The 24692-nt window shown below is 45.1% G+C and carries 23 protein-coding genes; 10 read left to right on the top strand and 13 right to left on the bottom strand.

Annotated elements, in window-relative coordinates:
* Positions 1 to 14: 14 nt before the first annotated feature.
* A complete protein-coding gene (locus MHI01_RS18785; protein WP_017691427.1) occupies positions 15 to 278 on the bottom strand; it encodes a DUF3343 domain-containing protein in 264 nt (87 codons plus the stop codon).
* Positions 279 to 395: 117 nt separating this feature from the next.
* On the opposite strand from MHI01_RS18785, the gene yyaC reads away from it, so the two are divergent.
* Positions 396 to 1001, top strand: a complete 606-nt coding sequence (gene yyaC / locus MHI01_RS18780) for a spore protease YyaC (RefSeq protein ID WP_036611957.1) — start codon at positions 396 to 398, stop codon at positions 999 to 1001.
* Here the strand turns inward: yyaC and MHI01_RS18775 are convergent.
* From MHI01_RS18775 to rpmH, 12 genes are all read right to left on the bottom strand, one after another.
* Positions 976 to 1476, bottom strand: coding sequence for a DUF4446 family protein (locus MHI01_RS18775; RefSeq protein ID WP_340983807.1), 501 nt, complete (start codon positions 1474 to 1476; stop codon positions 976 to 978). The two genes, yyaC and MHI01_RS18775, sit on opposite strands and share 26 nt — an antisense overlap.
* Positions 1477 to 1616: 140 nt before the next feature.
* A complete protein-coding gene (locus MHI01_RS18770; protein ID WP_315372589.1) occupies positions 1617 to 2771 on the bottom strand; it encodes an aminotransferase class V-fold PLP-dependent enzyme in 1155 nt (384 codons plus the stop codon).
* A gap of 161 nt (positions 2772 to 2932) precedes the next feature.
* On the bottom strand, positions 2933 to 3778 hold the full coding sequence (locus MHI01_RS18765; protein ID WP_036611964.1) for a ParB/RepB/Spo0J family partition protein: 846 nt from the start codon (positions 3776 to 3778) through the stop codon (positions 2933 to 2935).
* Positions 3771 to 4532 (bottom strand): ParA family protein, encoded by a 762-nt coding sequence (locus MHI01_RS18760; RefSeq protein ID WP_036611966.1) that lies wholly within the window; start codon positions 4530 to 4532, stop codon positions 3771 to 3773. Before MHI01_RS18760 ends, MHI01_RS18765 begins: the two co-directional genes overlap by 8 nt.
* Before the next feature lie 189 nt (positions 4533 to 4721).
* Positions 4722 to 5540 carry a nucleoid occlusion protein gene (gene noc, locus MHI01_RS18755; RefSeq protein WP_036611968.1) on the bottom strand — a complete coding sequence of 273 codons (819 nt, stop codon included), beginning with the start codon at positions 5538 to 5540 and terminating at the stop codon, positions 4722 to 4724.
* A gap of 515 nt (positions 5541 to 6055) precedes the next feature.
* Positions 6056 to 6778: a 16S rRNA (guanine(527)-N(7))-methyltransferase RsmG gene (gene rsmG / locus MHI01_RS18750; RefSeq protein WP_036611970.1), complete on the bottom strand. Its 723-nt coding sequence runs from the start codon at positions 6776 to 6778 to the stop codon at positions 6056 to 6058.
* Positions 6778 to 8670 carry a tRNA uridine-5-carboxymethylaminomethyl(34) synthesis enzyme MnmG gene (mnmG, locus tag MHI01_RS18745; protein WP_340983805.1) on the bottom strand — a complete coding sequence of 631 codons (1893 nt, stop codon included), beginning with the start codon at positions 8668 to 8670 and terminating at the stop codon, positions 6778 to 6780. Before mnmG ends, rsmG begins: the two co-directional genes overlap by 1 nt.
* Positions 8671 to 8892: 222 nt before the next feature.
* A complete protein-coding gene (gene mnmE / locus MHI01_RS18740; RefSeq protein WP_036671881.1) occupies positions 8893 to 10269 on the bottom strand; it encodes a tRNA uridine-5-carboxymethylaminomethyl(34) synthesis GTPase MnmE in 1377 nt (458 codons plus the stop codon).
* Positions 10270 to 10479: 210 nt separating this feature from the next.
* A complete protein-coding gene (gene jag, locus MHI01_RS18735) occupies positions 10480 to 11181 on the bottom strand; it encodes an RNA-binding cell elongation regulator Jag/EloR (RefSeq protein WP_340983804.1) in 702 nt (233 codons plus the stop codon).
* Positions 11178 to 12056, bottom strand: a complete 879-nt coding sequence (locus tag MHI01_RS18730) for a YidC/Oxa1 family membrane protein insertase (RefSeq protein ID WP_076252192.1) — start codon at positions 12054 to 12056, stop codon at positions 11178 to 11180. The genes jag and MHI01_RS18730 overlap by 4 nt, the downstream gene beginning before the upstream one ends.
* A 75-nt stretch (positions 12057 to 12131) precedes the next feature.
* The gene (rnpA, locus tag MHI01_RS18725; protein ID WP_036611981.1) at positions 12132 to 12482 is read right to left on the bottom strand and encodes a ribonuclease P protein component; all 351 of its coding nucleotides are present in this window, start codon (positions 12480 to 12482) and stop codon (positions 12132 to 12134) included.
* Positions 12483 to 12840: 358 nt separating this feature from the next.
* On the bottom strand, positions 12841 to 12975 hold the full coding sequence (rpmH, locus tag MHI01_RS18720) for a 50S ribosomal protein L34 (protein WP_017691413.1): 135 nt from the start codon (positions 12973 to 12975) through the stop codon (positions 12841 to 12843).
* 574 nt (positions 12976 to 13549) lie between these two features.
* Between rpmH and MHI01_RS18715 the strand changes: the two genes are divergently transcribed.
* From MHI01_RS18715 to gyrB, 9 genes are all read left to right on the top strand, one after another.
* The gene (locus MHI01_RS18715) at positions 13550 to 14224 is read left to right on the top strand and encodes a GntR family transcriptional regulator (protein WP_017691412.1); all 675 of its coding nucleotides are present in this window, start codon (positions 13550 to 13552) and stop codon (positions 14222 to 14224) included.
* Positions 14225 to 14434: 210 nt separating this feature from the next.
* Positions 14435 to 15796: a GntT/GntP/DsdX family permease gene (locus tag MHI01_RS18710; protein ID WP_036671886.1), complete on the top strand. Its 1362-nt coding sequence runs from the start codon at positions 14435 to 14437 to the stop codon at positions 15794 to 15796.
* Positions 15797 to 15862: 66 nt separating this feature from the next.
* Positions 15863 to 17410, top strand: a complete 1548-nt coding sequence (gene gntK / locus MHI01_RS18705) for a gluconokinase (RefSeq protein ID WP_338707442.1) — start codon at positions 15863 to 15865, stop codon at positions 17408 to 17410.
* An 870-nt stretch (positions 17411 to 18280) separates the two neighbouring features.
* Positions 18281 to 19627, top strand: coding sequence for a chromosomal replication initiator protein DnaA (dnaA, locus tag MHI01_RS18700; protein ID WP_036611990.1), 1347 nt, complete (start codon positions 18281 to 18283; stop codon positions 19625 to 19627).
* A 220-nt stretch (positions 19628 to 19847) separates the two neighbouring features.
* The gene (dnaN, locus tag MHI01_RS18695) at positions 19848 to 20990 is read left to right on the top strand and encodes a DNA polymerase III subunit beta (protein WP_017691408.1); all 1143 of its coding nucleotides are present in this window, start codon (positions 19848 to 19850) and stop codon (positions 20988 to 20990) included.
* A gap of 16 nt (positions 20991 to 21006) precedes the next feature.
* Complete coding sequence (gene yaaA, locus MHI01_RS18690; protein WP_036611994.1) at positions 21007 to 21222, top strand: S4 domain-containing protein YaaA; 216 nt, start codon at positions 21007 to 21009, stop codon at positions 21220 to 21222.
* A gap of 57 nt (positions 21223 to 21279) precedes the next feature.
* Positions 21280 to 22392, top strand: a complete 1113-nt coding sequence (gene recF, locus MHI01_RS18685; protein ID WP_339284935.1) for a DNA replication/repair protein RecF — start codon at positions 21280 to 21282, stop codon at positions 22390 to 22392.
* A 14-nt stretch (positions 22393 to 22406) separates the two neighbouring features.
* Positions 22407 to 22655: an extracellular matrix regulator RemB gene (gene remB, locus MHI01_RS18680; protein ID WP_017691405.1), complete on the top strand. Its 249-nt coding sequence runs from the start codon at positions 22407 to 22409 to the stop codon at positions 22653 to 22655.
* A 67-nt stretch (positions 22656 to 22722) separates the two neighbouring features.
* Complete coding sequence (gyrB, locus tag MHI01_RS18675; RefSeq protein ID WP_047841032.1) at positions 22723 to 24633, top strand: DNA topoisomerase (ATP-hydrolyzing) subunit B; 1911 nt, start codon at positions 22723 to 22725, stop codon at positions 24631 to 24633.
* Positions 24634 to 24692 lie beyond the last annotated feature (59 nt).

Genomic DNA, 24692 nt, shown 5'->3' with positions numbered 1-24692 from the left:
TCATCATCCCTCCTCTACATCGGTATGTTATCATAGCTGTCTTCTGTTTTGAAATAGAGGCCTCGGATCTCTACGAACTCGTTACGAATGATCTTCTGCACTCGCTCCAGATCCTCTTTTGGAAACTGAATACATAGCGCACACCCTGCTGTAATTTCTTTTGGTGTAGGGAACAAATCAATCTCTATCTCAGCAAACTCCAGCAGCATTTCAGCACGCAGTGCCTGCTGGGTTGAATCAAACGCAATCAGCATCCAATCGTTAATCCATTCGTCCATGTTCGGCTCCTTTCGCCATACGTCCAACCCTAGAGAAAAAGCTTGTCCTCGTGAAGTATAAAACGCTCTACCTTTCCATATACTGTTACTACTATTCCAAGGGAAAGGATAGATCCTATGAATCCTACTTCGCGTTCCTTTTCATCACAAGACATGACCAGTTTGAAAATCCCCCATACCGATCCAGGTATTCACTCAGCCATTACCCATCGTTTAATGTTCCATCTCTATAAAGCCCATTCTCTGCAAAATGTAGTGATTGTCTGCATCGGCACAGATCGCTCAACAGGCGACTGCCTTGGTCCTCTGGTCGGATCAGCCCTTTCCAAGTGGGACAGCCCTTTATTCCATCTATATGGTACCTTGGATGAACCAGTCCATGCGATGAACCTGCAAGATACACTCCACAACATACAGAAAACACACCATAACCCTTATGTGATTGGCATTGACGCCTGTCTCGGTCAATCATCCAGTGTGGGATGCATTCAAGTTGTGAATGGTCCACTCAAGCCGGGTGCGGGGGTAAATAAAGAATTACCGCCGGTCGGCGATATCCATCTGACAGGTATCGTTAACGTCGGCGGCTTTATGGAATACTTTGTTCTACAGAACACACGGCTCAGTCTTGTTATGCGCATGTCCGAGATTATTTCCAGCAGTCTATACTCGGCCATTCGGGAATGGCATACACGTTCTACTCTGCTTGCTGTGCCAGAGTAATAGCTTCCTTTTCCTCTGGGGACAGAGTATACGTGGACTCTCCCCCTTTAAGAGGTTTGGCATATACGTAAGAACCGTCACGGTTATATATCCCCGTAAGGATCATGCCATCCTGGCTATCGTTAATCATGGCCATTGAGAAGCTCAGATCACTGCCACGCTCTCCATATGCATTGTACCTTTTCAAACCAACTTTACCTTGAATGCGGGTCAGCTTTTGCATGACAACTTGCAGCTGATTCGTTTGCAGTTTGTGTTCATCCTCAATGCTGTCCATCTGAAGTTTCAGATTAATCAGCAATGATTCCAGGTCCTCTACTCCACTGCCAGCCATCATGGCTTCATATTTACGTTTAAACTTTCGTAACTTTGCCCCTTGAACAATACTCACAATCAGCAAGATCACCGTAAGTAATGCCATTCCGCCAATAATCCATAACAGCTGTTCCAGAATCAGCTCGTTTAATTCAGCCATGTAATTGCAACTACCCCTCTATATTTTTGATCAGATTAACGTCTGTCCTGTAATATTATCATTCATTATAAATCAACCCGATATCCATAAGCTTAATCAAGCAACCCTGTATCAAATGAGTTCATCATTTCAACTCTAATCTAGTCTGCCCCAGTCAATTCAAACACTGCCTTAACGAGTGCTTCCACATGTTCTCTAGTTGAATTGTATCCCACACTGGCCCTTACTGCTCCGGTAGCGGTTGTACCAGCAGATTCGTGTGCAAGCGGTGTGCAATGAAAACCGGAGCGAACCGCAATCCCATAATTCCGATCTAAACGGAAGGCGAGTTGTGCTGAATCATACCCATCCACAGTAAAAGATACTAATCCGGTGCGTGGCTGTCCAATCTCTGGACCAAGCATTCGAATGCCCTTAACGGATGACAACCCATCCATCATAAGTTGGATCAGTTCCCACTCATGTTTGTAGATGAACGCGGGTGTCATCTCAAGTACATGTTTCACACCCGCATTCAGCCCTGCGATCCCGACTGTATTCGGCGTCCCCGCTTCATACCGATCAGGACGCACCTTTGGCTGCTCTACAGCTTCTGACTGACTTCCTGTTCCTCCATGAAGTAAAGGCTCTATATCGAGCTCTGGAGCAATGTACAAGCCCCCTGTACCCTGAGGACCAAGCAGTCCCTTATGCCCTGGAAAAGCCAACATATCAATGCCCAATTGTTGTACATTCACAGGCATAACCCCAGCACTCTGAGCTGCATCTACCAATAAGATCGCCTGATGTTTACGACATAGGAGCGAAATTTCTCCAATAGGAAGAATACTGCCAAGCAGATTCGAACTATGTGTACATACCACCAATCTGGTATTGGAGCGAAACATACGTTCCATTTGCATCAGATCAATGGCTCCAGCAGCATCAACAGGTACATAATCAATCTCCACATTTCGGAGTCTGCGCATATACTCTAGTGGTCGTCTGACTGAGTTATGTTCAGCCATGGTGGCAATCACATGGTCGCCCTCTCTGAGCGAGCCTTGAATCGCCAAATTCAGTGCTTCTGTCGTATTTGATCCGAATGCAATATCATTCGCATTTTTGATTCCAAAGATATTGGATATTGATCTTCTCGCCTCGAACAATACACGACTTGCCTGAACAGCCATACGGTGACTTCCTCTGCCAGGATTGGCTCCGGCAATCTCCAATGCACTCAACATCGCATCACCGACAGCAGGTGGTTTGGGCCAAGATGTTGCTGCATGATCTAGATAGATAACTCCCTCCACCTCACAACCACCTCTGTCCTATAAATTAATAATTCGCCTGCACATATTGCACATATAACCCTATAAACAAAGAATGACATATCGTTTCTCCATGGTACAGAGGCGATATGTCATGACATGAGTAAGCCCCGCATGTTGTTAATGAATCATAGAGCCGACTGTTATTGTAACAATTCCAATAGCCGTTCCAGATCCTGTTGACTGTAGTAGTTGAGCTCAATTTTACCTTTATCTTTATTGTGCTTGATTTTCACTGTAGTTTTGAAACGTTCACGAAGAGATTCTTCCAATGTATCAATGAATGGATCTTTCTTTTTTAACTTCGATTTGGCTTTAGCCTCACCTGTTTTGGAGCGATCCAGTTGTTGAACAGCTTCCTCCAACTCACGTACACTCCATTGCTGATCAATGGTCTGTTTCGCAAGTTGCTTCACTATAACCTCGTCTTTAACACCTACGATCGCACGTGCATGTCCCATAGATAATGTTCCACGTGAAACATGGTCTTTTACTTCTTCGGGCAAAGATAACAGACGCAAGAAGTTAGCAATGTGAGAACGTGATTTACCTACTTTTACAGACAACTCTTCCTGAGTCAACGCGAATTGATCCATTAACCCCTGATAAGCAACTGCAACTTCCATAGCGTTCAGATTCTCCCGTTGCAGGTTCTCGATCAACGCAATCTCCATTACCTGCTGATCACTGAAGTTGCGGACTACAGCCGGTACCGTGGCATTACCACAATATTGCGAAGCTCTGAACCGTCGTTCTCCGGCAATAATCTCATAACCTCGTAATACAGGACGAACAATAATGGGTTGTATGACACCGTGCTGACGAATGGACTCAGCCAGTTCATGTATTGCGCCCTCATCAAATACTTTACGTGGTTGATAGGGGTTAGCCCGCAGTTGACTAATCGGGATTTCTACGACTTTATCATCGTCATTAATTGAAAGCGAAGGAATGAGGGCATCAAGACCTTTTCCAAGCCGCTTACTCATAAGAAATCACTTCCTTTGCGAGCTCTAAATACACTTCCGCCCCTCTTGAACGAGGGTCATACGTAATAATGGATTGACCATGAGATGGTGCTTCACTAAGCCGTACGTTACGCGGAATAATCGTTTGATATACTTTTTGTTGAAAATACTTTTTCACTTCTTCAATAACCTGAATCCCCAGATTGGTCCGCGCATCAAACATCGTCAGCAATACCCCTTCAATCTGCAGGGATGTATTCAGATGTTTCTGTACCAGACGAACTGTATTGAGCAACTGACTTAATCCTTCAAGTGCATAATACTCACACTGAATCGGAATGATCACCGAATCGGAAGCAGTCAACGAATTGATCGTTAACATACCAAGAGATGGTGGACAATCGATCAGTATGTAATCATAGTTTTTTTTCACCATGGCGAGTGATTTTTTCAGGCGAACTTCCCGTGATATCGTGGACACCAATTCGATCTCGGCTCCGGCAAGCTGAATCGTTGCAGGTATGATATGAAGGCCTTCAATCTGAGTCTCCAAAATTGCTTCTTGAGGAGGAACCTCATTAATAATGACATCATATATACAATTAGCCACATCTGCTTTATTGATTCCGACTCCGCTGGTTGTATTCCCCTGAGGGTCAATATCGACAAGCAATACTCTTTTCCCGAGTGAAGCCAGTCCTGCACCCAAGTTAACAGATGTCGTCGTTTTCCCCACACCGCCCTTTTGATTTGCTACGGCCATAATCTTAGACAATTACTTCACCTCAAATAAAATAGGAGTCTTTTCTGTAGGTTGTGAGATATTGTTAACAAAAAGCAGGCGGCTATCGTCCACACAAACAACAACTACCGTTCCATCAATATACCGACCGTTCTTTAAACATGTCAGACCTAACTTGCTTTATAGACATAAAAAGCGGCCCATTGCCGCCATAAGCTTCAATTATTTGCGTTTTGGAATATGGATAACGATCTCATAATGATCCTCATGGTCTGCTTCTTTTGTTTTGATGTCCAGACCAGAGCCAGTTACCATATCAATGGATTGGCGAATTGTATTAAGTGCAAGCCTTACATCCTTGGTAAAGGAAACACGTCTAGATTTTTTAATCTTGGAAGATTCCTTGTAGAAGGCAACACGTGCCTCTGTCTGTTTCACATTCAATTCTTTTTCGATAATCTCACCGAGCAACTTCATCTGCAGTTCTTCCGTATCCAGAGAAAGTAATGCCCTTGCATGCCGTTCAGAAATTTTGCGTTCCATCAATGCGGCCTTAATGCCGTCCGGAAGCTGTAACAACCGAATTTTGTTCGCGATGGTTGACTGGCTTTTACCGAGTCGTTGTGCCAGACTTTCCTGTGTCAATTGATGCAAGTCGATCAGCTTCTGATAAGCGACAGCTTCCTCAATGGAAGTCAATCCTTCACGCTGCAAGTTCTCAATCAGTGCAATGGATGCGGCCTGAGAGTCGTTGAATTCACGCACAATAGCCGGAATCGTATCCAAACCCAATTTTCGAACTGCACGCCAGCGACGTTCCCCGGCAATAATCTCATATGATCCATTTCGCACGCGAACGACAATAGGCTGAATTACACCATGTGTTTTGATCGTCTGCAACAACTCATCAATTTTATCATCATCAAAAATAGTACGGGGTTGATATGGGCTGCTCACAATTTCATTAACCGGAATCTGTTTGATCTCATCTCCGTTATTGCGCTCCGCCAAACCAAACAACTTCGAAAATTGTTCTTTCATTCCGCAGATTACCACCTAGTTTCGTAATAGCTCCTACAGTCTTTGCAGGTGCTTCTTATTCAATAAGCGACCTTTCACATGCATCGTTCTTGGAATAAGTTTTGCCTTTCATAACGCTTTCTGTCATGCAACATCGAACGCATATCCATCTATCTATACATATAATCTATGATCGCTGTGACCCAGGATCGGATACTTCTATTCTATCATCTTTTCTATCATAATCCTATGCTTACCTATTCTTTAAACTCTACTAATTATCCTGCTTTTTCTTTGTGAATATTGGAAATATGACGACTTGCACACATTCAATTAATGAAATTGTTCATGAGTTACTGTGCGTAAAATTCATCAATACAGGTTCTTTAAAAGATATGTAATACGAAGTATCTGTAATGTTGATCCAGTCCTCCATTTTAGAAAACAAAAAAAAGAGAATGTTTCACGTGAAACATCCTCTTCATCCATGTCTAAAATTCTATTTTGTTTTGACTTACTTCAAAACCATCACGCAACTATATCAGCGGAGTCTTCATTGGAGTACCTGGTTTACGCGGATACTTATATGGTGTCTTATCAAATTTCTGAATCAGAATGATGTGACGCTCTGATTCTTCAACCGGCAGCTGGAAAGGATGAACGGCCTTAACCCGTCCTTTCAGCTGATTGAAGCTGAACTCCGCTTCCTTCATTTCTTCACGCGGGTCTCCGCCCTTCATGGCAGCGAATATTCCACTTTTACGAACAAACGGAAGGCAGAATTCATTCAGCACAGCCAGCTTGGCTACTGCACGCGCCGTAACAAGATCGTAGCTGTCACGATACCCTTCTTTGCGTCCAATCTCTTCAGCACGTCCATGGACTAATTCCACATCAGTCAGACCAAGGATATCTACCACATGCTGTAGAAAGCCAATACGTTTATTTAATGAATCAATGATCGTAAGCTTAATATGCGGGAAACAGATCTTCAGTGGCAATCCCGGAAAACCCGCTCCTGATCCAATGTCAGCAAGCTTATTCACTTTGGTCATGTCAGTATAAAAAGCCAGCGATACCGAATCATAGAAATGTTTTGTATACACTTGCTCCCGATCCGTAATTCCAGTCAGATTCATCTTTTCATTCCAGGATACCAGTTCCTGATAATACAATTCGAATTGCTCCAACTGGAGTTCGCCCAGCTCTAATCCATGTTTCTTTAGGCGCCGCTGCAGTTGCTGTTGAATATCGTCCATTATTGTCCCCTTGCTGCGGTTACACGGTTATAATGCTCCAGGTAGACCAGCAGAATGGAGATGTCGGCAGGAGTAACTCCAGCAATACGAGAAGCCTGACCAATCGAGATTGGACGAATCGTAGCGAGCTTCTGTTTGGCTTCCATAGCAAGACCATGAATCTCATCATATACGATAGTGTCCGGAATTTTCTTTTTCTCCATCTTTTGCAAACGTTCCACGTGGATCAATTGTTTCTCAATATAACCCGCATATTTAATTTGTATTTCCACTTGTTCTTTCATATCTGCTGTCAGTTCTACCTCAGATGGTGAGAGCTGTTCAATCAGTTGTTCATACCCCAGCTCCGGGCGACGCAGCAAGGTAAGCAACGTACTGCCATCCTGAATAGGTGTAGATCCGTACTCTTCCAGCTTGGCATTCACTTCAACCGGGCGAGCTTTAGCCACTTTCAGACGTGCAACTTCCTGCTCGACTTTCGCCTTTTTATCTAGGAATTTCGCATAACGCTCTTCAGGGATCAGGCCAATGTCATGTCCGATTTCCGTCAAACGCATATCTGCATTATCATGGCGAAGCAACAGACGATACTCAGCGCGTGAAGTCAACAGACGATACGGTTCATTTGTACCCTTTGTCACCAGATCATCAATCAGCACGCCAATATAACCTTGGGAACGATCCAGTATTACCGGCTCTTTCCCCTGTACTTTGAGTGCAGCGTTGATTCCAGCCATAACACCTTGTCCTGCTGCTTCTTCATAGCCAGAGGTACCATTAATCTGACCCGCCGTAAACAGACCTGGTAGACGTTTAGTTTCCAGTGATGGCCACAATTGTGTAGGCACCATCGCATCGTATTCAATCGCATAACCATTACGCATCATTTCCACTTTTTCCATACCTGGAATGGAACGCAGCATAGCCAGTTGAACGTCTTCTGGCATACTCGTAGACAACCCCTGTACGTAATACTCGGATGTGTTCTTGCCTTCCGGCTCAAGGAATATCTGATGTTTCGGCTTGTCGCTGAAACGAACAATTTTATCTTCAATGGAAGGGCAATAACGTGGTCCGGTTCCTTCAATAAGCCCCGAGAACATCGGAGCACGATGCAGATTATCATTAATAATCTGATGTGTATCCACAGATGTATACGTCAACCAGCAAGGCAACTGCTCATTATCGGAAGATTCTGTTTCATAGGAAAAGAACTTCGGCTTGTCATCACCAGGCTGAATTTCGGTTTTGCTAAAATCAATCGTATCCTTATGCACACGTGGTGGTGTACCCGTTTTGAAACGAACCAGATCAAAGCCCAGTTCACGCAGATTCTCTGACAATTTAAGAGATGGTTGTTGATTGTTCGGTCCACTCTCATACATCAGCTCGCCCATAATTACTTTACCGCGCAAATATGTGCCTGTTGTCAGAACGACCGCTTTAGCCCGATACTCTGTTCCGGTCTGAGTCACAACGCCTACACATTTTCCATCTTCAACGATCAGTGAATCAACCATACCCTGACGCATCGTCAGATTACGTTCATTCTCCATTGTTTCCTTCATTTTATGCTGGTAGGAGAATTTATCTGCCTGAGCACGAAGCGCGTGAACAGCAGGCCCTTTACCCGTGTTAAGCATCCGCATCTGAATAAAGGTTTTATCGATATTCCGTCCCATTTCTCCACCAAGTGCATCAATCTCACGGACAACATGTCCTTTAGCCGGTCCCCCAATAGATGGGTTACAAGGCATAAAGGCCACCATATCCAGATTGATCGTAATCATTAGTGTTTTGGACCCCATACGAGCTGCGGCCAGCGCGGATTCCACACCAGCATGCCCTGCACCAACGACGATTACATCATAACTGCCGCCATCAAAAGCCATTCCCGTTTACCTCCTTATTCCGCTGCATTTGGTGTAACTCACGCAGACGGATCATGTTCTACAATAATGAAACTACTTCTAACCGTTCATCGGAACTTGCATCCCTATCTATATGAAACCAACACGTAATGGCTACAATATCATTCTATCCTTTGACAACAGGCAGAGATTGTACCTCTCCATCATACACTACGATTTAACTCAATCGGCAGTATATTATTTTTACTTTCCTAGACAGAACTGGGAGAAAATCTGATCAATTAATGCATCATGTGCTGTATCTCCAACAATCTCGCCCAAATGCTCCCACGCCAAACGAACATCAATCTGTATCATATCGATCGGAATGAACTGCTCTGCTGCTTCATAGGCATCAACCAGAGACTGCTTCGCTTTTTTGAGCAAAGCAATATGACGCACATTGCTGACATAGGTCAGGTCTGCTGACTCCAGTTTACCACTGAAGAATAGCGTAGAGATGGCATCTTCCAGTCGATCCACACCCAGATCATCTTTCACCGACATCGGTACAAGCCGTTCTTCCGGAATGTAACGAAGCAGCACGTCACGTTCTACCTGTGGCGTTAAGTCCATTTTATTCATAATGATTATCGATTGTCTACCGCGGATTTGTTCCAATAATTCAATCTCATCGGGATGAAGTGGCTCCGCAGCATTCACAACCATCAAGATCAGATCGGCTTCACTTACTGCAGAACGAGAGCGTTCTACCCCGATCTTCTCTACAACATCCATTGTTTCCCGGATTCCTGCCGTATCCAGCAACTTCAGTGGGATATTATTGATTGTAATGAACTCCTCGATCACATCACGAGTTGTTCCTGGAATATCCGTGACGATGGCCCGATTGTCTTGCGCAAGTGTATTCATCAATGAGGATTTACCTACGTTAGGTCGTCCAACGATAGCCGTCGTGATACCCTCTCGCAGGATCTTTCCTTGCTCTGCTGTAGTCAGCAATTTATCAATTTCAGTCATAACCTGACTGGACTTTTCCTTAATAAAATCAGACGTTAACGACTCCACATCATGCTCGGGATAATCGATATTCACTTCAATATGAGCCAGTGTTTCCACCAATGTATATCGTAGATCACGCAATTTGGAGGACAGCTTGCCTTCAACCTGTTTCAGTGCAACCGAGAAAGCTCGGTCCGACTTGGAACGAATAAGATCCATGACACCTTCCGCCTGAGACAGGTCAATCCGCCCATTGAGGAAAGCACGCTTCGTGAACTCACCGGGTTCAGCCAGACGAATATCAAGCTGCAACAACAGGTCCATGACCCGTTTAACAGACACTACACCGCCATGTGCACTGATCTCCACCACATCTTCTGTTGTGAACGAGCGTGGTGCTCGCATGACCGTAACCAATACTTCCTCAATCTTTTCCCCATTAACGGGATCTATGATATGACCATAATGAACCGTGTGAGATGCTGCCTGAGTTAAAGGGGTTTTGCTGCGAAAAATCTTTTCCGTCTCCGACACTGCTTCCGGGCCGCTGACCCGGATCACGGCGATACCCGCCTCTCCGACAGCCGTTGATATCGCTGTGATCGTATCACTGATCATAGTTATCTCTCCTTGCTCTATTTTAAATTGCCGTCCCTCTGGGGACGCCATATCCATTTTCAAATCTACTAATGATATATCATATGACATGTTGTTTATCGTATTAAGTCCACTCTTTACTTGTTCTACGCACCTTATCAAATTGCTTCTGTACGAAAAAAGCAATGGCTTCTGCACCGGGCAGGAAGCCATTGCGTCTTTAATTTCGTGTTATTTCGTCGTAATAACCACACGCCGATTAGGCTCCTCGCCCTTACTTAACGTCTTAATCTGCGGGTGATTTTGCAGTTTTGCATGGATGACTTTTCGTTCGAGCGGAGGCATTGGTTCCAGTACAACTTCCTTACCGGTACGGATTGCTTGTCCAGCCAACCGTTCAGCCAGATCCTCCAGCGTCTTCCGCCGACGTTGACGGAAATTCTCCGCGTCGAGCACAATTCGAACGAAGCTTTCCGAATATCGGTTCGCTACAATGTTCGTTAGATACTGAAGCGCATCCAGCGTCTGTCCACGTCTGCCAATAATCATGCCCAGATCTTCGCCGGCAATATTGAAGATATGTCCATCCCGCTGTTTTTTGATATGCACTTCAACATCCAGTCCCATACCTGCTGCGACCTCTTTCAAGAAAGCAGCCGCTTCTTCATAGGGATTTTTAGCTACGACATCCTCGAGTAATGCATCTACTTCAGACTTGTATGCAGCTGGCTTGATCGGCTGTGGAACAACTTCCGGTACAGGCAATAATTTCACTTCAACTTTGGCCGCCCTCACCCCGAACAAACCCAGGAATCCTTTTGACGGCTGCTCTAACACTTGTATCTCGACCTTGTCCCGACTTACGCCAAGCTCGGTCAATCCTTGGTTTACAGCATCTTCAACGGTTTTTCCTGACGTAATGACTTTGGTCATTTCGATTTTTTGGCCCCTTTCGACCCTTTCCCAGAGACGGTCGCTTTGCCACCGTTTTTGCGTTTAGCTCCATTTTTGGAAGAGCTATTCTGCTTCACGTTGACCTCAGCTACGATTTTATCATTATTCCGGTAAAGGAAATAGTTTTGCACGATCGTGTAGATGTTACTGTAGAACCAGTACAGCGGAAGTGCTGACGGGAACTGATAAGACATCACGAAGATCAAAATCGGGTACACCCACAGCATAAACTGCATCGGACCAATTTGCTGTGCAGGGTTCATACGCATCATCATCCAAGTTTGAATGAATGTTGTGATGGCAGCCAGCACTGGCAAAATAAACAGGTGATCGGGTGATCCGAGCTGGAGCCACAAGAAATCATGCGTTCTCAGACTGGAGTTTCCGTAAATTGAGTTATAAAGTGCGATGTAAATCGGCATCTGAATGATAAGTGGCAGACAACCGGCCATCGGATTAACTTTGTTCTCCTGGAACAACTTCATTGTTTCTTGCTGAACTTTCTCAGGTGTATCTTTAAACTTGGCTTGAATCTCCTTCAGCTGCGGCTGAATCGCCTGCATAGCTTTGGAGCTACGGACTTGTTTCATTGTTAGTGGTAAAATCAATGTCCGTACAATAAGCACCATCACGAGGACGGCCAGTCCATATTCACCTTTGAACCAGTTGGCGAATGTATCCAGCGCCAGTGAGAACCAGTACACAACATTGGCTTGCCAAAAAGAATCACTATTCTTTAGATCTTCCGTAGTAACCCCGGCTCCTTGTGGAGTACATCCGGCGAGTACAGTGACCATTGCAATGACTGCAATGAGGAGAATCCACTTCCCCTTTGATGTCTTCAATCGCGACACTTCATAACCCCTCTCTTAACCATTCCATTCCATCGTAAAATCATACCATAATTAGGAGGACAAATAAACCGAAGCTTACCGCTTGCTCGACTTCAAAAGAGAGCCCTTTCGCATCGCATGTAGCAGGCTTTTTTCCATTTCCTTATAGGGCATGTCCAGTGCACCTTTTCTGACGATAAAAATCAGATCCATCTGCGTGACGATCTCATGCTCATGATGACGAACAATTTCCTTGATCATGCGTCTCATCCGGTTGCGTACGACAGCGTTTCCGATTTTCTTGCTGCATGATACGCCGACCCGAAATTGTTCCGTATCTTTACGGCGACAGCCATACACCACGAATTGATGATTGGCAAACGATTTCCCATACCGGTATACACGGCTAAAGTCCGCCCGGTTTCGTAGACGCAGTCTTTTATACACGGCGCTTCTCCTTGCTCTTCTCCACCAATGTTATTGACGGAGGCCTCATTACTGATTTAGTATAGGCTTTCTTGAATGACGGTAAACCGCCTTGGCGACAACTTCATTTGGGATGATTGTTAATCAGCTACTTGAACTGATTCGCATTCATCCGGGATGAATGTTGATTGGCCATTTAAACCTATCAACGATTCATCATTATATAAGGTAAGTTTTCGAAAAATGGAAAACTCACTCAACATACATTCGTGTGTGTTCAGCACTTTTTCGCAGACCATTCAGACCTGATCTGTAGCAGCATCCAGTCTGATTTGAGCTAATTAAGAAAAAAAAGACCACCTCGGTGGTCTTCAATGCATTAAGCACTCAGGTTTTTACGGCCTTTAAGGCGACGTGCGGCCAAAATTTTACGGCCGTTGCTCGTGCTCATTCTTTTCCGGAAACCATGAACTTTTTTACGTTTGCTAACGTTCGGTTTGAATGTAGGTCTCAATGTATTGCACCTCCTCACAAGGAAATACTTATGTGATGAATCACTTTCATCTTCACAGAAAACACCTTTATATATTTAACCATGACCACCTGGAAAAGTCAACTGCAAGGCGCAAGGCTTCTCCCTCTTTTATATATGCTCTCCATCCTACCCATAGTAATGACCACAGTCCGTTCACTTCAATACCATGACCAAGCCCCGAAGAGAGTCCTAAAAGTTATCCCCATACCCTGATCAGATCACCCTATTTCAGCATTTATAGTTATCCACACCCTCCAATACCCGTTATCTCCTTCATTACAGCCTGATTAAAGTTATTCACATGTGGATAATGATTATAGGCTATTAATATCGTCATATTCTAATCCCGTTGTATCCGCTTCAATTAAGGTTTACAAGCTTTTGAGAAAGGTGTAGGATAAAAATCACATCTTGTATACAAGTAGTCCTTTGAAAAAAACATTAGCCGTTAGCTTGTAGCTACAGACTATGGATGGAACTGAATGTCCAGTCTGCAAAATAGTTATGCTTGATCAGATTGAACTGATTACTTATTAATAGGAGAGTTAGCCATATGTTATTTCCTTCTTCCTGGCTCCAAGGGGCTTCCCGCGGTGAAGCCATTGCCTGCGAATTAAGGCTGCGGATCATCAGCGGTACCCTACGACCTGGAGAGATTTTGTCGGAAAACCGAATTGCGGCTGATTTTGACAGCAGTCGTTCACCTGTCCGTGAAGCGTTACGAACATTGTCCAATGAAGGACTTATTCGACTTGAACGTATGGGTGTCGTTGTCATTGGACTACGAATCAAGGATGTCGAAGAATTGTATGATGTCCGTTTCCTGATTGAAAGTTTTGTGCAGCAACGACTTGCTGGTGATGTCCCAGAATCATTAATCACCCAGTTGCGTAACGTGATCGACAAAATGCAACTTGCTGGACGGCATCAGGACGCCGTCGAATTCGCCTATCAGGATCTCGTTTTCCACGAGACCATCATTGAAGCTGCTCAGCATTCCCGTATTTCACATCTATGGAAGAGTATTCGATATGTTGTGATGACCGTTATGCTGCTTACAACGCGCAGAGTATTTGTTCAAGGTGAGCAGAAAGTAAGCGCTGTAATTGAGAAACACCGTTTGCTCGTTGAAGCACTTGAATCAGGTGACAAGATGCTCATTCAGGCTGGAGTCCGCACGTATTTCCAAGATTCTGGCAAAACCCTGCACGAAAGCTTTGATTCCTAATCGATGCAAGGCGTTTGCAATCATATCCGTCGTGAATGATTGCGACTTAACTTGTCGACAAGTATACAAAATGCGATTTTGTTTCAAATTTGGGCATGATAAAACTACATTTTTCGCCAACACCTTCTGCGGTACTGGTACAACTTTAATTGATGACGCTAATTTCACTTGTAAGCGTTCTATATCAGAAATAAAGGAGCACACAACATCATGAGCACTCTTTTTGGACTATCCCACAACGCAACATTATTGGTTTGGACGTTAATTGCGATCGTTTTTCTGATCGTTTTGATCTCCAAGTATAAATGGAATCCCTTTATCACCCTGCTGTTGTCCGCATTAATGCTCGGTTTGCTTACAGGCATGAAACCTGCCGATGTGATCTCTTCCATTACCGGGGGACTTGGCGGCACACTTGGAACCATCGCAATTGTTATTGCTCTCGGTACAATGCTTGGTAAGATGATGGCCGAATCTGGCGGTGCCGAGCGCATTGCAACTACATTGGTCGATCGGTTCGGTGTGAAACGTGTGCACTGGGCCATGATGATTGTTGGATTTATCGTGGGTATTCCCGTTTTCTTCGAAGTTGGCGTGATTTTGATGATCCCTATCATTTTCACCGTTGCACGTAAAACCAACATGTCTTTGCTGCAGATTGGTATTCCCATTTTGGCAGGTCTGTCGACTGTACACGGTTTGGTTCCACCCCATCCAGCGCCAATGATAGCAATTGAAGCCTTCAGCGCGGATCTGGGTAAAACCATTTTGTACTCTCTTATTGTTGGTATTCCTACAGCGATTATTGCAGGTCCCTTGTTTGGTAAATTTATTGGAAAAAGAATACACACCGAACCGCCAGCAGAACTGGCTGAACAATTCGCAACCAAAACAAACAGCAACATGCCTGGGTTTGGTATTACCCTGTTTACCATATTGCTGCCGGTTATTTTGATGCTGATTGGTTCCATAGCAAGCATCATTGACCCAAATGCCACGAGCGGTTTCACCGTTTTCAGTGAATTTATCGGTCATGAGATCATTGCTTTGCTCATTTCAGTTGTATTTGCCCTCTTTTCACTCGGCTTTGCACGTGGATTCACCAAACACGATATTTCCCGTTTCACCAGTGAATGTCTGGCGCCTACGGCGACCATCATTCTCATTATTGGTGGAGGCGGTGCCTTCAAACAGGTATTGATCAATAGTGGTGTGGGTAACGCGATTGCTGAAGTCGCTACCCATGCCAACATCAACGTGATCCTGTTTGCCTGGCTTGTCGCTGGTCTCATTCGTGTAGCTACCGGTTCAGCAACCGTAGCCATGACAACAGCCGCCGGTATTGTCGCTCCAGTGCTTGCACTCACACCAGGGGCCAATATTGAGCTGGTTGTACTCGCCACAGGTGCGGGGTCACTCATCTTGTCTCATGTAAACGATGCGGGATTCTGGATGATCAAAGAATTCTTTAATATGAGCGTTTCCCAGACATTGAAAACGTGGACCGTTATGGAAACACTATTATCTGTAGTGGGACTGATCTTTATTTTGCTCCTGAGTACAGTGGTATAAATGGAGTATCTATAGTAGAAAGAAATTAAAATCTTATCGCTTTCTGAAGAAAGAAGGATTAAATACATGAACAACTATATGATTGGGATCGATATTGGTACCACCAGTACCAAATCCGTATTATTTACCGAGCAGGGCTCTGTCGTCAGTACCTCAACGCAGGAATACCCTTTGTATACCCCGGCACCCGATGTTGCCGAGCAGGACCCTGAAGAGATTGTACAGGCGGCCCTCCGCTCTGTACGAGGAGTCATGGATCAGAGTGGTGTTGCTGCCGAGCAGATCCTGTTTGTATCCTGCAGCTCGGCTATGCATAGTGTCATTGCCATGGGACAGGATAATAAACCCTTAACCCGTTGCATCACCTGGGCGGATAATCGAAGTGCAGCTTGGTCTGCCAAGCTGCAAGAGAATGGATTGGGCCATCGCATCTATCTGCGCACAGGTACACCGATCCATCCCATGTCACCGCTGACCAAATTAATGTGGCTGCGCCACGATGAACCTGAACTTTTTGAGAGTACCGCCAAATTTATTTCGATTAAAGAATATCTGTTCTTCCGTCTATTCGGACAATATGTCGTCGACCATTCCATCGCTTCCTGCACAGGTTTGCTCAATCTGGAACAACTGGACTGGGACGCAGAGGCCCTTGAGGTTGCAGGCATTACACCCGACCATCTCTCGAAGCTTGTACCTACAACACATATATTAGAAGGAATGAATCACGAATCGGCTGAAAAAATGGCTCTCTCCCCCTCCACGCCCTTTGTTATTGGCGCAAGTGATGGGGTTTTATCCAATCTCGGCGTGAACGCCATTGAACCTGGTGTTGTCGCAGCAACCATCGGAACCAGCGGGGCCATTCGCACTGTCGTGGACCGTCCGGTTACCGATCCCAAAGGTCGAACCTTCTGTTATGCCCTCACAGAGAATCTTTGGGTCATTGGTGGACCTGTGAATAACGGTGGCATGCTGTTTCGTTGGGTGCGGGATGAATTCGCCGCGTCTGAAGTGGAGACAGCGAAACGACTTGGCATCAATTCCTATGATGTACTGACCAAAATTGCCGAACGTGTCCGGCCGGGATCGGAAGGACTTCTGTTTCATCCGTACCTTTCGGGCGAACGTGCCCCTTTATGGAATCCGGATGCCCGTGGCTCCTTTTTTGGCTTAACACTCCATCACCAGAAAGAGCATATGATTCGTGCTGTCCTGGAAGGGGTTATTTTCAACCTATATACGGTACTGCTCGCCATGGAAGAACAGATTGGGCAACCTACCTCCATTCAAGCCACAGGTGGATTTGCACGCTCTCCTCTCTGGCGCCAGATGATGTCTGATATCTTCAATCAGGAAGTGGTTGTACCCGAGAGCTTCGAAAGTTCCTGTTTGGGTGCCGTCGTGCTTGGTTTGTACGCTACAGGGCGGATCCAATCGCTTCATGCCGTTTCTTCCATGGTCGGTACAACGCATCGGCATACCCCTATCAAAGAGAATGCTGTACTCTACCAAGAGCTGCTGCCCATCTTTATTCGGATCTCTCGCAAACTGGAAGAGGAATACGCAGATATCGCTGAATTCCAGCGTAAGATGTCCCTTCCCCGTCTCTAAATCATCAATCCATACTTCGTCTCTGCATTAAAAAAGAGGGTGTCCTCTAAAACCAAAAATCGGTTTTAGAGGACACCCTCTTTTGCTATACACGCATAATCTATCCTTTGATTTCATATTATACATTCATACACTTCAACCTCCATATTCGAGCATCAGCTTACCTCTTATCCTGATAATTCTCATTCCATATGTCTCAAAATGAAGTCATCTATGTCCATTATTCTTATACATTGTCATCACAGAATTACCATCTACTCAGAAAATACACCACTGATCTTGTTCAATTAAAAGCATGAGTTTACTCCCCCTCTCCGTCTCCCATCCAGATACTGAATTCGTCGCTTTCACCATCGCCCCATTGGCAAGAAAAACACGAGGGTGAGAGGTCACTCTTTTTCCGATCTCAATCATGCTTTGTTTTCACTTCACGGTTATCCACAGACAGGTTATTCACAAACGAAGAATACTTTTACACACAATTTGGCATCATTTGACGGATAACCTGTGTATAAAACATTTTGGGTTTTTGGGTCATTCTGTCGAAAGTTAAACAGTTTATAAACAATATATTGTGTTGTGACTAAAAATTATACACAAGTTATTGAATTTGTGGATAAAATCACGCGATACGTTGAAATGCGGGGTTTCTTTTGCTATGATTGTATTACTTTTGGATGTGAATATGTGATCTGACCCATAATATTATCAACAGCCTGTGGATAAAGTTGTGAACAATTTTCCGTTGTTCATACTTTTTTTGTTTTCGACCTGCGGGGGTTTGGGGATAAATTCAACAATATATCTCGTATTTCGACACTGCATCATGGCTTAAGCCACACTTGGAACATGTAAAAGGAGTGACAGTCTGTGGACAGCCATACTTCTGATTTATGGCAGCAAATTTTATCAATCATACAAAACAAACTCAGCAAACCCAGCTTTGACACCTGGTTCAAAGCAACCAAAGCCACCAAGCTGAATGACCGTTCAATCGTCATTTCCGCACCAACCACGTTTGCCGTCGAATGGCTGGAGAGCCGTTACACCAAATTGGTTGGCTCGACGGTATACGAGTTGCTTGGCAAGCAAGTCGATGTGAAATTTGTCATCGAAGAGAACAAGCCTGCTGAACCGGACCCGCAACTGCCGGCGCCAACGCCTACAGTTGTACAGGAAGAAGCCGTACTCAGCATGCTGAATCCGAAATATACGTTCGATACATTTGTCATCGGGCCGGGCAACCGTTTTGCCCATGCCGCATCGCTGGCGGTCGCTGAAGCGCCCGCCAAAGCTTACAATCCTCTCTTTCTGTATGGAGGAGTAGGTCTCGGTAAAACTCACTTGATGCATGCGATCGGACATTATGTTCTGGAGCATGATCCGGGCAGCAAAGTCGTTTATTTGTCGTCTGAGAAATTCACGAACGAATTCATTAACTCGATCCGTGACAACCGCGGGGAGAGCTTCCGTAACAAATACCGGAGCGTCGACATTTTGCTCATTGATGATATTCAGTTCTTGGCGGGAAAAGAATCAACACAAGAGGAATTTTTCCATACGTTTAATGCGCTGCATGAGGAACGGAAGCAGATTATCATCTCCAGCGACAGACCACCGAAGGAAATTCCGACATTGGAAGAACGGCTTCGTTCTCGCTTTGAATGGGGGTTAATCACGGATATCCAGCCTCCAGATTTGGAGACAAGGATCGCAATTTTGCGGAAAAAGGCACGTGCGGAAAACCTGGATATTCCGAATGAAGCGATGATGTACATTGCCAACCAGATTGACACCAACATCCGTGAACTGGAGGGCGCCCTGATTCGGGTCGTTGCTTATTCTTCACTGACTAATCAAGATGTAACCACTCATCTGGCAGCTGAAGCACTGAAGGATATTATTCCTTCCAGTCGTCCCAAAATGATCACTATTCATGACATCCAACAAAAGGTCGGCGAGTATTATAGCCTTAAGCTTGAAGATTTCAAAGCACGGAAACGGACCAAGGCAGTTGCTTTTCCAAGACAGATTGCCATGTATCTCTCTCGTGAACTGACAGACTTTTCTCTGCCCAAAATTGGGGAAGCATTCGGAGGACGAGATCACACCACTGTCATACATGCTCACGAAAAAATCTCCCAAGCGATTAAAAACGATCAGGATCTCTATAAAGTTATCAACAACTTAACCGAAAAAATAAAGAATCCAACCTGAACAAGTCCCAAGCCTATGCACAACGTATACACATGTGGATAGGCTTGGGTGTACGGGTTTATACCCACTTATCCACATATTCAGTGCCCCTATTACTATTATTACTAAAAAGATCTTAAAGATATCATCTCCAAAATAGCCATTTCGGAGCTTAGCCTTCGGCCTTTGAAAAACACCTTTTAACACCCCAACACCCAAAAAAACAGCTAGGAGTGAAACCATGAAAATCAGCATAATGAAAAACTACTTAAACGATTCCATACAGCAAGTATCCAAAGCGATCTCGAGCCGTACGACGATTCCGATTCTGAGCGGTATTAAATTCGACGTGAATCATCAAGGTGTAACGTTGACAGCAAGTGACACCGATATATCCATTCAATCCTTCATCCCGCTTGAAGATGGAGATAAAAGCGTAGTTCAGGTAGATCAACCCGGCAGTGTAGTTTTGCCAGCCAAGTTTTTTGTGGAGATCATCAAAAAGCTGCCATCACAGGAAGTGCACATGGAAGTCAAAGAGAACTTCAACACCTTTATCTCCGCAGGTGCTACCGAAATTCAACTGGTAGGTCTGGATCCGGAAGAATTCCCGGTACTGCCAAGCATCGAAGAAAACCAAACCGTCTCCATTCCAGGAGATTTGCTGAAAAATATGATCAAACAAACGGTCTTCTCCATTTCCACACATGAGACTACTCCAATCCTGACAGGTGTACTCTGGAGTTTGGGTGACAACGAATTGAAATTTGTGGCAACAGACCGTCACCGTCTTGCTACTCGATCAGCAATGCTGGATAATGCAGAAGGTATCCGCTTTAACAACGTGGTCATTTCCGGTAAAACGCTGAACGAGCTCAGCAAAATTGTTCCGGATCAAAATACCCTTGTGGATATCGTTGTTGCAGATAACCAAGTTCTGTTCAAAATCGACCGTGTATTGTTCTACTCCCGTATTTTGGACGGAACATATCCGGATACTTCTAGAATTATTCCAACGTCATACAAAACAGAACTTGTTTTAGATACAAAAAAATTAAGTGAATCCATTGACCGGGCTTATTTGCTGTCGCGTGAAGAGAAAACAAACATCGTGCGTATGCAAACGATGGATTCAGGATCCGTTGAAATTTCTTCAAGCTCTTCCGAGCTAGGTAAAGTAAGAGAAGAAATCGAACCTGCCGAGTTTACAGGAGATCCGTTAAAAATCTCGTTCAACTCCAAATACATGCTGGATGTGCTGAAAGTTGTTGAAAGTGAGCAACTGATGATTGCTTTTACAGGAGTCATGAGTCCAATCATCTTGAAACCGCTGGATGACAGTCACAGCCTTTACGTGATATTGCCATATCGGACGACCAACTAACGAAAGGAAGATCATAGTGAACCAAGTTACGATTCGTACGGAATATATTAAGCTTGATCAATTTTTGAAACTGGCTGATTGCATCCCAACTGGAGGTATGGCCAAAGCTCTGCTTCAGGAAGGACTTGTACGTGTGAATAAAGAGCCTGAGGAACGCCGGGGACGTAAGTTATACCCTGGGGATATCGTTGAAGTGGACGGAGAAGGCACATTCGAAGTTGCTGCAGAATAAGAAGACCAGTTCGATCCTGCTGCCTCCTGACGGACGGGATAAAAGGGAGGTTACCGCGTGTTTGTGAACAGCATTGATCTGCAGAATTTCCGCAATTATGAACATCTGAGACTGGATTCTTTTGGTCCCGTAAACTTGTTGATCGGGCAAAATGCCCAAGGCAAGACCAATCTTGCAGAGGCGATTTTTGTACTTGCACTCACCAAGAGCCACCGTACATCCCGTGACAAGGAGTTAATCCGTTTCGGTGAGGAACGTGCCAGACTTGCAGCAGAGGTCGACAAAAAGTACGGATCGGTCAAGCTTGAACTATCTTTGTCGCAACAAGGCAAAAAAGCAAAGATTAACGGCCTGGAGCAGCGCAAGTTAAGTGATTTTGTCGGAGCGCTCAATGTTGTGATGTTTGCGCCGGAGGATCTGGAGATTGTAAAAGGCACACCGGGGGTCCGCCGCCGGTTTCTTGACATGGAGATTGGACAGGTTGCACCAGGTTACTTGTATCACCTGCAGCAATACCAAAAAGTGCTCGTCCAACGAAACAATTTGCTTAAGCAGTTATGGGGAAAAGGGGCATCGACCCAGACCATGCTTGAGGTGTGGAACGAACAACTGGTCGAGCATGGTGTTAAAATCGTCAAAAAAAGGAAACAATTCATAAAGAAACTGCAAAAGTGGGCAGAAACGATTCATCAGGGGATCACCGGAGGCGGAGAAGTCTTGCGGCTGGCCTACCTTCCTTCCTTCAGCGAAGCCGCTGAGGAAGATGAAGCTGTCTTAATGGACCAATTTATGATAAAATTATCACAAATGAAAGAGCAGGAGATTCGCCGAGGCACAACCCTTAGTGGGCCGCATCGGGATGACCTGTCCTTTTTCATTAACGATCGGGAAGTACAAACATATGGCTCGCAGGGGCAGCAGCGCACAACGGCGTTGTCCCTTAAACTTGCGGAAATTGAACTGATTCATGAAGAAATCGGAGAATATCCAGTTCTGTTGCTGGATGATGTTCTGTCCGAGCTGGACCCTTTTCGCCAGACGCAGCTGATCGAAACGTTCCAGAGCAAGGTGCAAACCTTTATTACAGCTACGGGGATCGAGAGCCTGAACGTTGACAAGCTCAAAGATGCCAGTATTTATCACGTTCATGCCGGACAGGTTGAACGCTAAGGAGTGAGGGGCTTATGTACATTCATCTGGGCGGTGAGAAGATCATCCGTTCTTCTGAATTGGTCGCTATTTTTGATATATCGATTGAAAAATCCTCAAAGATCTCCAAGCAGTATGTCACGCATGCCGAGCAGGAAAAAACAGTGGAACACATCGGCGAAGAGGAAGCCAAGTCCATTGTTGTGACCAAAAACATTGTGTACTACTCGCCTATTTCCTCAGCCACGCTGAAAAAGCGGGCTCACATTTTTCCGGATCTCTAGCGTTGTGTGGCATAAAATTAGTTAACGCATATTTACGATATTGAATCTATAGAAGTAGGTGAAAGGCATGTCTATGAATCAACCGTCATATGATGCGAATGAAATTCAGGTCCTTGAAGGATTGGAAGCCGTACGGAAGCGTCCGGGCATGTATATCGGTTCCACCAGTTCCAAGGGCCTGCATCATCTGGTCTGGGAAGTAGTGGACAACAGTATTGACGAAGCGCTTGCAGGTTACTGCGACCACATTGAGGTCAGTATCCATGAAGACAATAGCGTAACTGTAGTCGATAACGGACGGGGTATTCCTGTCGGCGAACATACCAAAATGAAACGTCCTGCACTTGAGGTAGTTATGACTGTCCTCCATGCAGGGGGAAAATTTGGCGGCGGCGGATATAAAGTATCCGGTGGTTTGCATGGTGTTGGTGTGTCCGTTGTGAATGCACTCTCTGAAAAAGTGGTTGTAACGGTTAAACGTGAGGGACATATCTATCAACAGGAATATCGCCGTGGAGCTCCACAGTACGACCTGAAAGTGATCGGTACAACCGACGAAACAGGAACAACGGTTAGATTCCATCCGGACCCTGAAATTTTCACGGAAACAAGAGTTTATGAATATGACATCTTGCTGGCCCGTATTCGTGAGCTGGCGTTCCTGAACAAGGGTATTGGTCTTACACTGACGGATGAGCGTACAGGTGCAACCAACTCATTCCTGTATGAAGGCGGCATTATCGAATACGTCTCCTTCCTCAACCAGAAGCGCGAAGTACTGCATGAAAATCCAATTTACGTTGAAGGTTCCAGAGATAACATCCAGGTGGAAGTTGCCCTGCAATACAATGACAACTACACCGAGAATATCTATTCCTTCGCGAACAATATCAACACGCATGAGGGCGGAACGCATGAATCAGGTTTCAAGAGTGCCCTTACGCGGATTATCAATGACTACGCCCGTAAGGCGGGGGTAATCAAGGACAGCACGGGGAACCTTTCCGGGGATGACGTGCGTGAAGGCTTGACAGCTATTATTTCGGTCAAGATTCCGGAACCGCAATTTGAAGGACAGACAAAGACCAAGCTGGGCAACAGCGAAGTTCGTGGGATTGTCGAATCCTTGTTTGCCGAGAAGCTGCAGGAGTTCCTGGAAGAGAATCCTTCCGTATCCCGTCGCATTTTGGAAAAAGGTCTGCAAGCAGCACGTGCGCGTGAAGCTGCCCGTAAAGCCCGTGAACTGACACGTCGTAAAGGTGCTCTCGAAGTAAGCTCACTTCCAGGTAAACTGGCAGACTGTTCATCCAAGGATGCTTCAATCAGCGAATTGTACATCGTCGAAGGTGACTCTGCAGGCGGATCAGCAAAGCAAGGTCGGGATCGTCATTTCCAAGCCATTTTGCCACTGCGTGGTAAGATTTTGAACGTGGAAAAAGCTCGTCTCGACCGGATCTTGGGTAATGCGGAGATTAGAGCAATTATTACGGCAATGGGTACGGGTATTGGTGATGACTTCGATATTGCCAAAGCACGCTATCACAAAATCATTTTGATGACCGATGCCGACGTTGATGGTGCTCATATCCGAACACTATTGCTGACATTCCTGTATCGGTACATGCGTAAAATCATTGAGGCAGGTTATGTATATATTGCACAACCGCCATTGTTCAAGATTGAGCGTAACAAAGTGATTCGTTATGCCGGTTCAGAGAGAGAGCGCGATGAAATTATTGCAACGCTCGGCGAAAATGCGAAATTCAACGTTCAGCGTTACAAAGGTCTTGGTGAGATGAATGCCGGACAATTGTGGGAAACAACGATGGATCCGGAGAGCCGGACCATGATGCAAGTATCGATTAATGATGCCATACTTGCTGATACCATGTTTGACACCCTGATGGGGGATAACGTTGAACCGCGTCGTGACTTTATCCAGGAAAATGCAAAATACGTGAAAAACCTCGACATTTAACATATTCGAAGAGGCGCCTGAGAGGGCGCCTTTTTTATATTAGGGAAGGTAAAGCAGAG

The sequence above is a fragment of the Paenibacillus sp. FSL M7-0656 genome, assembly GCF_038003225.1.
GTDB lineage: Bacteria > Bacillota > Bacilli > Paenibacillales > Paenibacillaceae > Paenibacillus > Paenibacillus amylolyticus.
The sequence above is the reverse complement of the archived record's forward strand: the minus strand, read 5'-3'. Positions and strand labels throughout refer to the sequence as shown.